Source organism: Acinetobacter sp. AG1 (assembly GCF_001005525.1).
GTDB classification, from domain to species: domain Bacteria; phylum Pseudomonadota; class Gammaproteobacteria; order Pseudomonadales; family Moraxellaceae; genus Acinetobacter; species Acinetobacter modestus.
In genome coordinates, this window is sequence record NZ_LBMZ01000060.1 from 1 (window position 1) to 9,099 (window position 9,099).

Consider the following 9,099-nt stretch of genomic DNA (forward strand, 5'->3'; position numbering starts at 1 on the left):
ATTTCTTTAAGAACTCAAGTGTTTGCTGCTCTACATCTTGTGCATTCAACTTGCTGCGACGTACGCGTTCGATTAAACCAGATTGACCATGTTGCTTGGTATTCCACTCATCCATTGCATTCAAAATGAGATCTGATTGATGGACAGCTAAAACAGGCCCTTCAGCTAAAATATTAAGGTTGTCATCTGTAATAATTGTTGCAATTTCAATAATCTTGTCATTATCAGTATCAAGACCTGTCATTTCAAGGTCAATCCAAATTAATCGTGTATCTGGGGTGCTGCTCATAAATAGCGATTCTAAAGGGCTTAAAAACATTAATAGTAGCAAATTAATTACATCTTGGCTGTAATTCTATAGCGGCTTCATGCTATTTTTGCGGTCTTCAAAGTGTGGATTTTTTGGGACATGAATGGCTTTAATTCGTAAGCGTCGTTTAACTGAACAACAACAGCGTCGTATTGAGAAACAACACAAATCACGTCAAGACGACATTGATACATCGCAAGATTTAGATGGACTGGTTGTTCAGCATTATGGTCGTCAACTCGAAGTGCAAGCCTTATCGGTTCCAGAACAGCATCCTGAAAAACCACAAATTGCCGAAGGCGAACCAGAGCCATTCTGGAAACCAATCGAGTTAGATAGTATTTGGCGCTGTCATACTCGTACTAATTTAGAACTATTGGTTACAGGTGATCGAGTCAAGTGGCAAGCAGATCCGAATACGGGCTTAGGCATTATTACTGCGATTTATCCAAGACAATCATTATTGACTCGCCCTGACCGTTATCACAAAGTCAAACCAGTCGCAGCCAATATTAGTTTGATCGTGATTGTATTCGCGCCCTTGCCAGAGCCTGCACCGACATTGATTGACCGCTACCTAGTTGCCTGCGCCGATGCCAATATTCCAGCCTTACTGGTACTGAATAAATCAGACTTACTCACCGAAAATGATCCAATTCTGACGCTACTTAGTGAATATGAAGCATTGGGTTATGAAACGCTAATTTGCCATTCTCAGGGTGACTTATCAGCACTTTCAGCACGTTTAGATAATGAAACCGTTGCTTTCGTTGGACAGTCTGGTGTTGGAAAAAGTTCACTCATTAATACCATTGTTCCTGATGCAGCTCAGAAAACCAATATTATTTCTGAGAACTCAGCGCTTGGTCAACACACCACGACTTCGACTCGTTTGATTAAATTTGGAACAAACGGCGCGCTCATTGATTCCCCAGGTATTCGTGAATTTGGACTTTGGCATCTCAGCTTAGAGAAAGTTCGGACTGGTTTTCCAGACATCGAAGCACATTTAGGGCTGTGTCAGTTCCGTAACTGCACCCATACCCATGAGAAAAATTGTGCCCTAAAACAAGCGGTTGATGCTGGCGAAATTTTGCCACGTCGTTTAGACAGTTACCTACGCCTCATTGACGAGATTCAAGAAGCGCAGCAAAAAAGTTAGTTTTCTTCTAGTTTTGCCCTTGAACTAACATTTTTGATCACCATAGAGATAAGTTATACTCAGGGTCAATTTTGATTTTAACTTTAGGTGACTTGTGGAACGCTGGTTAGAGTTTATGGGGAATCATCCCTTCTTGTTTGGTGCGCTCGGCGTGTTAATTGTGTTGTTCTTTATTTTAGAAGGACAACGTAATGGTCGTAAAATTTCACCACAATCACTTGGTATTTTGGTCAAGGCAAAAAATGCCATGTTGATCGACTTACGTGATGCGAAAGATTTCCGTGATGGCCATATTAGTGGTAGTCAAAATATTCCATATAGCCAAATCACTAGTCACATTGATGAGTTAAAAGCAAGTGATCGTCCATTGGTATTTATTTGTAACTTAGGGCAAGTTGCTGGCTCTGCATTGCAAAAAGTTGCTCATACGGATAGCTATCGTTTAGATGGTGGTATTAGCAACTGGAAAGCTCAAGGCTTACCTTTAGTGAAAAGTAAAACCAAAGCTTAAGGAGAGATGAAATGACAACCTCAAACGTCACAATTTATTCAACGCTTTCTTGTCCATATTGCGTACGCGCAAAACAATTATTGGAGCGTAAAGGCGTTGCTTATAAAGAAATTAATCTTTCCAATGAAGCCCCTGAAGTTCGTATTGAGTTAATGCAACGTACCAATCATCGTACTGTGCCTCAAATTTTTATTAAAGATCAATTTATCGGTGGTTTTGATCAACTTTATGCTTTAGAGCGTGAAGGTAAACTCGACCAATTATTAGCTTAACAACACTCCAAGATTTAAGGAAAAACAATGAGCGAAGAACAAGTTCAACCACAACTCGCGTTAGAACGTATTTATACAAAAGACATTTCTTTTGAGGTTCCTGGTGCGCAAGTATTTACTAAACAATGGCAGCCAGAACTCAACATCAATTTATCTTCTTCAGCAGAAAAAATTGATCCAACACACTACGAAGTGTCTTTAAAAGTTGTGGTTCAAGCAAATAATGAAAATGAAACTGCGTTCATCGTTGATGTAACTCAATCAGGTATTTTCCTTATTGATGGTGTAGAAGAAGATCGCCTTCCTTACATTTTAGGTGCATACTGCCCAAATATTCTATTCCCATTCTTACGTGAGTCTGTAAATGACTTAGTCACTAAGGGTAGCTTCCCACAATTGTTACTCACACCAATTAACTTTGATGCTGAGTTCGAAGCAAACATGCAACGTTTACAAGCGGATGCTGATGCACAGGGTCAAGCATAATCAAGCTGATCATTGTATTAAAAAAGGACTGATTTTCAGTCCTTTTTTATTGTCAAATAATCAATCAACAATTGTTCTAAAGGTCAAATTAACTCTAGGTGTGGTCACTTTCTTGGTTGGTGGTAAACGATGTAGCCAGTAGCTTTGAGTCGTATCTTTCATGACCAATAAACTGCCATGCTCTAAGTACAACTCGATTTTTTCCTTGCTATGTTTATGTTTAAATGCAAATTTTCTTTCTGCACCAAAACTGAGTGAAGCGATTGCACCATCTCTTTTAAGATCTGTTTCATCATCACTATGCCAAGCCATGCCTTCTTCACCTGTGTGATAAAGATTGAGCAGGCATGAGTTAAATAATTCACCTGTTAAGCTTTCGACAAGTACCTTTAATTCGAGTAATTCTTTTGTCCAAGGTAATGCATATTTATTGATATTTGAATAGGTATATTCAAATGCCTGATCACCATACCAAGCCACTTTTCTTTTGGTGATGATTTTTCGCCCAAAAATGATTGCTTGATCATTTTCCCATGCAATATTTTGCATGAGCTTGTCAAAATAATCGTCTGCTCTCAAATTTGGAACCACTTTTCCATAATATTGAACAGTGCCTTGATAGGGTAAATAGTTATGACTTGGATCCGCATCAATATCAAATAGTTGCATGGGTATGTACGCCCTCCCAAGCAATCATTGCCGTTTTTCTCAACTCTCCCCATTCATATCCGCCGAATGCACCTGTCGATTGAATCACACGATGGCATGGAATCAGAAAAGCAATCGGATTACTACCAATTGCGGTACCCACCGCACGTGCAGCTTTAGGATGATCAATCGATTTTGCAAGCTCTCCATAAGTCGTGAGTTGACCCATTGGAATTTTGAGTAAAGATTGCCAAACCTTCAACTGAAACGCTGTCCCTTTTAAATGTAATTTAATCTTGGCCAATTGATTGTGATCTGTCTGAAACAGTGCCAAAGCACTTTGCTGAAATGAATCTGATTGCGCTATAAACATTGCTTTAGGAAATTGTGCTTTTAAATGCTGTAAAGCTTCTGTTGGATTTTTTACAAATGTTAAAGCGCAAATTCCCTTGTATGTTGAAGCAACTAAAACCTCACCGAATAATGTTTCTGCAAATTGATAAGAAATTGTTAAAGCTTCACCACCATTTTTATATTCAGCAGGTGTCATTCCTTCAATCTGAAGAAAAAGATCATGTAATCGACTGGTACTCGATAAACCTGTGGCAAAAGTCGCATCAAAGATACTGCCCTGTTGCTGCTTCAGAATCTGTTTTGCATATTCAATACTGGTATATTGCAAAAATTTCTTAGGGCTCGTCCCCACCCATTCCGTAAACAGACGTTGAAAATGTGCTGGGCTCAAATGAATATGAGCTGCCACCTCTTCAAGTTGTGGCTGCTGCTGAAAATTTTGTTGAATATAAGCAATTGCTTGAGCAACTTTCTGATAATGTTGTTGTGAGGACATAGACCACCTCTCATCATTCACATTTTCACTGTATCAATTTTAAAATGCAGTGAAAATCTGAATCATGCTAAGTTTAAGTTTTTGTTTATTCTTCTCTCTGTACAAATAAAAAACTGCGCTCATTCAAGCACAGCTTTTAAAAGATAGAACATAAAATACTTTAGCTCATTACAAGGGATGACTCATCAATCATATCGATGAGATTAGTGTGTATAGTATTTATGCCCCTGATCACGTAACTCGGCAATTTTTTTGCCTTGTTTTTTTGCTTCATCTAATTTACCTGCTTGAACAAGTACTTTAGCCTTATCAATCTCAACAATAATTTGATCAAATAAAGCTGTTGAGGTCGGTACTTTGTCCGTTGTATTTGCAGCTAATTTATATTGTTTTGAATGCGTTGCTGCATTACGCATATTATTTAAAGCAGTTGTCGCTGCTTGTGGATTTTCAGCTTGGTTAAACGCTTTATAGTTTTTACCTAAAGCTTTCATATCATCAGATAAGCCCGCAGCCATAACGGTGCTGCTAAGGGCAAGAGAAGACAACATAATCACGGTGGCTAAAGTTTTTTTAATCATCAAGATATCCTATCGAAAACTGTGGCTGTAGATGGCTGATCAGAAGCAAAACTTATTTAACTCTGATTTGGCTGCATATATTGCTGCGCTGTTTTAGCATACATAAAAAATGCAACGATTTCGTTGCATTTTAATAAAAGGATATGTGTGTAGTCATAGGATGTAGACATTTTAATCACACATTCCATGATCTGTTCTATAGAAGATGTTATTCATAACGTTACTAGCCTGCTTTATGATGGCAGATCCAGATAAAGAACCATAATAAGAGAGAATAAAATGCCGATCACACCTTTACATTTAGGAATTGGCTGTTGTTGTAAAGCAATTGGTCAACAACGATTTAGCATGATGATTTTTGCAGGTACACAGGTTTTAATGGATATTGAACCTTTATTGGGTTTGATCTATGGCTGGCAATATTTACACCTATATACACATAATTTAATGGGTGCGACTCTCATAGGTAGTATTGCTCTCCTGATCGGTAAACCCATCAGTGAATGGGGGTTATCAATTATAAGTCATAGAAAATGGAGTATTTCATGGAAAACTGCTGCGATCAGTGCCTATATCGGTAGTTTTAGTCATATTCTCTTAGATGCCTTTATGCATCATGATGTTTATTTGTTTTATCCGTGGATATTGCAAAATCCATTATTAGGATTAATTCCTTATTCAATTATTTTCTATGGCTGCGTATTCAGTGCCATTTTAGGCAGTTTATGCTGGTTGATTATTTTGAAACTTAAAAAGAAGGGAGTGTAAAACACTCCCTTGATCCATTCTATAAACGGCGCCGTAATGCATCCGCAATTGACTCCACCAATTGTTGTGAAATCTCTTGTTTTGATGCTTTCTCTAATTCGCGTTTTTGCATATGGTAAGACTGAGCAAAGAAAACCGTCATTGCATTTTCATCTGAGGCAAAACCAATATCAGGGCGTGATACATCATTGCACGCAATCATATCGAGCTTTTTAGCAACCAATTTTCCTGCTGCATATTGCTCAACATTTTGGGTTTCAGCTGCAAAACCAACCATAAATGGACGTTGTTGTTGCTCTGCAATCGTCGCCACAATATCTGGGTTCTTCACTAAAGCCACTGCAAGTTCATCACCTGCTTTTTTAATTTTATGTTCTGCAACTTGAGCCACGCGATAATCAGCAACTGCCGCCGTCGCAATAAAAATATCACAACCTTCTTTAAGCTGATTCATACTGACATCAAGCATTTGCATGGCTGAACTTACATTAATTCGTTGTACACCATTTGGTGTATCTAAACTCACTGGACCTGCAACTAAAGTGACTTTTGCACCAGCTGCGTAACAAGCGGCTGCTAGTGAAAAACCCATTTTACCCGTACTGTGATTGGAAATATAACGAACAGGATCAATTGCTTCTCGTGTCGGACCAGCTGTAATAGTGACACGTTTACCAGCCAATAAGCCAAATTTTTCAGCAATCGCACGCTGAGCTTTATGAAAATATGCAGCAACTTGACGTGCCAAATCTTCAGGTTCAGGCATACGTCCTAAGCCGACATCACCACATGCTTGTTCGCCGGCATCAGGCATAATGACATGAACACCATCTTCAACCAAAGTTTGCAAATTACGCTGAGTCGCTTTCGCTGCCCACATTTGTTGATTCATAGCAGGTGCAACCCACACAGGGGCTTTCGTTGCTAAATATAAGGTGCTCAGTAAATCATCTGCCAAACCATTGGCAAATTTTGCAATGCTGTCACAACTTGCTGGTGCAACCAAGACGAGATCGGCCCAACGCGCCAATTCGATATGCCCCATGCCTGCTTCCGCTTCAGGATCCAATAATTCAGTATGTACAGGATTACCTGACAAAGCTTGGAAAGTGAGCGGTGTAATAAATGCTTGTGCGCCGTGCGTCATTACGACACGAACATCGAAACCAAAATCTTTTAAACGGCGTACTAAAATCGCACTTTTATAGGCAGCAATACCACCAGTAACCGCTAATATAATGTTTTTATGTGGAATAACACTTAGATCAAAGCTCACAAACAGGATACCTTACTGTTGCAGTGGCGCTCACAATAGCATTAAATACGGTCATACCCAAGTGATGTACTTGGAAAAATCATCATCATAAAAAAATTACGTGAATAAAAATGAATCAATCTATAAAAACTTGGCCTGAACAAGAACGCCCACGTGAACGCTTATTACTACAAGGTGCGCAAAGCTTATCTGATGCAGAACTTTTAGCAATTTTTCTACGTTCAGGCTCAAAGCAACATTCTGCTGTTGAACTATCTCGGATTCTGATTCAACATTTTGGCGGCTTAAATCCAATTTTTGATGCTTCACTTGAGGACTTATCTCAATTTAATGGAATTGCATCCACCAAATATGCCCAATTGATGGCCGTCAAAGAGTTAGGAAGACGTTACCTGCATAATTATTTTCATCAACAACGTTTATGTCTAGATACCTCAAGCTTAGTACTCGATTATTTACGCTATGAACTTCAAGGTGAAAAACAAGAGGTATTTGCTGTATTGTGTTTAGATGCTGAGCTGAGAAAACTACATTTTAAAAAACTCTTTTTTGGTTCACATCATTCATGCAGCGTTTCACTGAATCAAACCTTACGATATGCTTTACAACAACAGGCTTGCCAAATCGTGGTTGCACATAATCATCCTTATGGTATTGCTCAACCTTCACCAGAAGATATTTATCTGACTCAGCAACTCAAACAAGCCTGTAAACTCGTTGAAATTAAACTGATTGATCATTTCATTATTGCACCTGATGCTCATTTTTCATTTTCTGAACAACAACTACTCAGCCCTATTCAAATCAAGCAATCTGAGCTTGACAAAGCATAAATCTAACCCGAACATCAACACATAAAATTAATGATTCAAATAACATGATTGTCCGTGATCAACCGAGTATTTTTAAAGTTTTATTCTCATGGCGCGGGACGATTTTACCTAAAATTTTACCCTCTCTAGGATTTGTCATGCTCATCTCTGCCATTATTGGTGGTGTTGAGTATGTAGATCTGTATCGATTTCCAGAAATTCCTTTGGTAGGTTTTACACTGATTGGGGTTGTCCTTTCGATTTTTTTAGGTTTTAAGAATACAGCTTGTTATGATCGCTGGTGGGAAGCACGTAAGCTTTGGGGTGTTTTAATTGCAACTTCTCGTCATTTTGATCGTGACTGTCGTGTATTAACTCAGGCTCGCCGCGAACGTATTATTCAAAATGTAATTGTATTTGCGAATGTGTTACGCGACCGCTTACGTCACCAAACAGCAAATCCCACTGAACTTACGGAAACCAGTGGTCTAAGCCAGCAAGCACTAACTCAACTCTATCAACAACATAATGCACCGCAATACACACTTAGCCTGATTCAATGGGAACTATTACAAGCCATGAAAGAAGGTGAAATATCAGATATTATCTATACTCAAATGAACCGCCATGTCGCAGCCTTAAGTGAAATGCAAACGGGCTGTGATCGTATTGCGAATACCCCGATTCCATTTGCCTACTCTGTTTTACTGAATCGCACCGTATATTTTTTCTGTTTTATGCTGCCGTTTAGTTTAGGGTCTTTATTAGGTCTAGTAACCCCACTTTTAGTCGGAATTTTGGCTTATACATTTTTGGGGTTAGATGCTTTAAGTACAGAAATTGAAGAACCATTTGGAACACAAAGCAATGACTTACCTTTAGATGCGATGGTGCGTTCAATTGAAATTGAGTTACTGGGAACATTAGGTCGCCCAACTCCTCCACCGATTCAAGCACATGATCATAATTTATTGTAAATTATAAAGAGGAAACATTTATCGAGTAAAAGATTATTTCTTAAGTGTTATAATCAGACCATCTAAAATAGATAAAGTCATTCTTAAAATATTTCTCGATTAAAATATTTTCCCATTCTTTAATATCTATACATGAACTATCAATATGAATATCGACATACGCTTTTTGAGCTTGAAGATGCTTCATAAAAACTACAGGAAAGTTTTCTTTTTCATATATATGAGTTGCTATTGTTCTTCCTAAGCCATCATCATCAAACTCATGCCATGGCAGCTTATTTACCTCAGCAAAATCAATCAAATTAAAATCTACACTTAAGATGATTTTGTCATCTCCACTCGGCCAAATACATGCCATACCAACCTCTATATTAAAAAACTTCAAATATTTTTGAAATTTTACCTAAAACTTTCCCAAATACCTATCTGCCCTTCTTTCACTTTAG

Annotated in this window: 13 protein-coding genes; 7 read left to right on the forward strand and 6 right to left on the reverse strand. The window is 38.3% G+C overall.

The genetic code is table 11. From position 1 onward, the window contains the following. On the reverse strand, nucleotides 1–289 hold a 289-nt coding region (orn, locus tag AAV96_RS01005; protein WP_046737970.1), incomplete at its 3' end, for an oligoribonuclease. A 124-nt stretch (nucleotides 290–413) separates the two neighbouring features. Between orn and rsgA the strand changes: the two genes are divergently transcribed. The 4 genes from rsgA to secB all read left to right on the forward strand — a co-directional run bounded on the left by rsgA (nucleotide 414) and on the right by secB (nucleotide 2,741). Beyond that, the gene (gene rsgA / locus AAV96_RS01010; RefSeq protein WP_046737971.1) at nucleotides 414–1,472 is read left to right on the forward strand and encodes a ribosome small subunit-dependent GTPase A; all 1,059 of its coding nucleotides are present in this window, start codon (nucleotides 414–416) and stop codon (nucleotides 1,470–1,472) included. Between the two features lie 94 nt (nucleotides 1,473–1,566). Next, nucleotides 1,567–1,983, forward strand: coding sequence for a rhodanese-like domain-containing protein (locus AAV96_RS01015; RefSeq protein ID WP_004664144.1), 417 nt, complete (start codon nucleotides 1,567–1,569; stop codon nucleotides 1,981–1,983). Nucleotides 1,984–1,994: 11 nt separating this feature from the next. Next, complete coding sequence (gene grxC, locus AAV96_RS01020; RefSeq protein ID WP_004664142.1) at nucleotides 1,995–2,255, forward strand: glutaredoxin 3; 261 nt, start codon at nucleotides 1,995–1,997, stop codon at nucleotides 2,253–2,255. 27 nt (nucleotides 2,256–2,282) lie between these two features. Then, the gene (secB, locus tag AAV96_RS01025) at nucleotides 2,283–2,741 is read left to right on the forward strand and encodes a protein-export chaperone SecB (RefSeq protein WP_004664141.1); all 459 of its coding nucleotides are present in this window, start codon (nucleotides 2,283–2,285) and stop codon (nucleotides 2,739–2,741) included. A gap of 60 nt (nucleotides 2,742–2,801) precedes the next feature. On the opposite strand, the gene AAV96_RS01030 is transcribed toward secB, so the two are convergent. The 3 genes from AAV96_RS01030 to AAV96_RS01040 all read right to left on the reverse strand — a co-directional run bounded on the left by AAV96_RS01030 (nucleotide 2,802) and on the right by AAV96_RS01040 (nucleotide 4,820). Then, the gene (locus AAV96_RS01030; RefSeq protein WP_046737972.1) at nucleotides 2,802–3,410 is read right to left on the reverse strand and encodes an alpha-ketoglutarate-dependent dioxygenase AlkB family protein; all 609 of its coding nucleotides are present in this window, start codon (nucleotides 3,408–3,410) and stop codon (nucleotides 2,802–2,804) included. Further along, entirely contained in the window at nucleotides 3,397–4,239 is an 843-nt protein-coding gene (locus tag AAV96_RS01035; protein ID WP_046737973.1) for a bifunctional transcriptional activator/DNA repair enzyme AdaA, read from the reverse strand. The genes AAV96_RS01030 and AAV96_RS01035 overlap by 14 nt, the downstream gene beginning before the upstream one ends. A gap of 203 nt (nucleotides 4,240–4,442) precedes the next feature. Further along, a complete protein-coding gene (locus AAV96_RS01040; RefSeq protein WP_046737974.1) occupies nucleotides 4,443–4,820 on the reverse strand; it encodes a cytochrome b562 in 378 nt (125 codons plus the stop codon). Nucleotides 4,821–5,099: 279 nt separating this feature from the next. Here AAV96_RS01040 and AAV96_RS01045 point away from each other — a divergent pair, with 279 nt between their 5' ends. Next, nucleotides 5,100–5,588 (forward strand): hydrolase, encoded by a 489-nt coding sequence (locus AAV96_RS01045; protein WP_046737975.1) that lies wholly within the window; start codon nucleotides 5,100–5,102, stop codon nucleotides 5,586–5,588. Between the two features lie 19 nt (nucleotides 5,589–5,607). Here AAV96_RS01045 and coaBC read toward each other — a convergent pair whose 3' ends face one another. Further along, nucleotides 5,608–6,864 carry a bifunctional phosphopantothenoylcysteine decarboxylase/phosphopantothenate--cysteine ligase CoaBC gene (coaBC, locus tag AAV96_RS01050; RefSeq protein ID WP_004664133.1) on the reverse strand — a complete coding sequence of 419 codons (1,257 nt, stop codon included), beginning with the start codon at nucleotides 6,862–6,864 and terminating at the stop codon, nucleotides 5,608–5,610. Nucleotides 6,865–6,974: 110 nt separating this feature from the next. Between coaBC and radC the strand changes: the two genes are divergently transcribed. Both radC and AAV96_RS01060 read left to right on the forward strand, forming a co-directional pair. Continuing rightward, nucleotides 6,975–7,697 carry a RadC family protein gene (gene radC / locus AAV96_RS01055; protein WP_046737976.1) on the forward strand — a complete coding sequence of 241 codons (723 nt, stop codon included), beginning with the start codon at nucleotides 6,975–6,977 and terminating at the stop codon, nucleotides 7,695–7,697. A 44-nt stretch (nucleotides 7,698–7,741) separates the two neighbouring features. Further along, nucleotides 7,742–8,653, forward strand: coding sequence for a bestrophin family protein (locus AAV96_RS01060; protein WP_004664130.1), 912 nt, complete (start codon nucleotides 7,742–7,744; stop codon nucleotides 8,651–8,653). Nucleotides 8,654–8,693: 40 nt separating this feature from the next. Here AAV96_RS01060 and AAV96_RS01065 read toward each other — a convergent pair whose 3' ends face one another. Then, nucleotides 8,694–9,011 (reverse strand): hypothetical protein, encoded by a 318-nt coding sequence (locus tag AAV96_RS01065; RefSeq protein WP_046737977.1) that lies wholly within the window; start codon nucleotides 9,009–9,011, stop codon nucleotides 8,694–8,696. Nucleotides 9,012–9,099 lie beyond the last annotated feature (88 nt).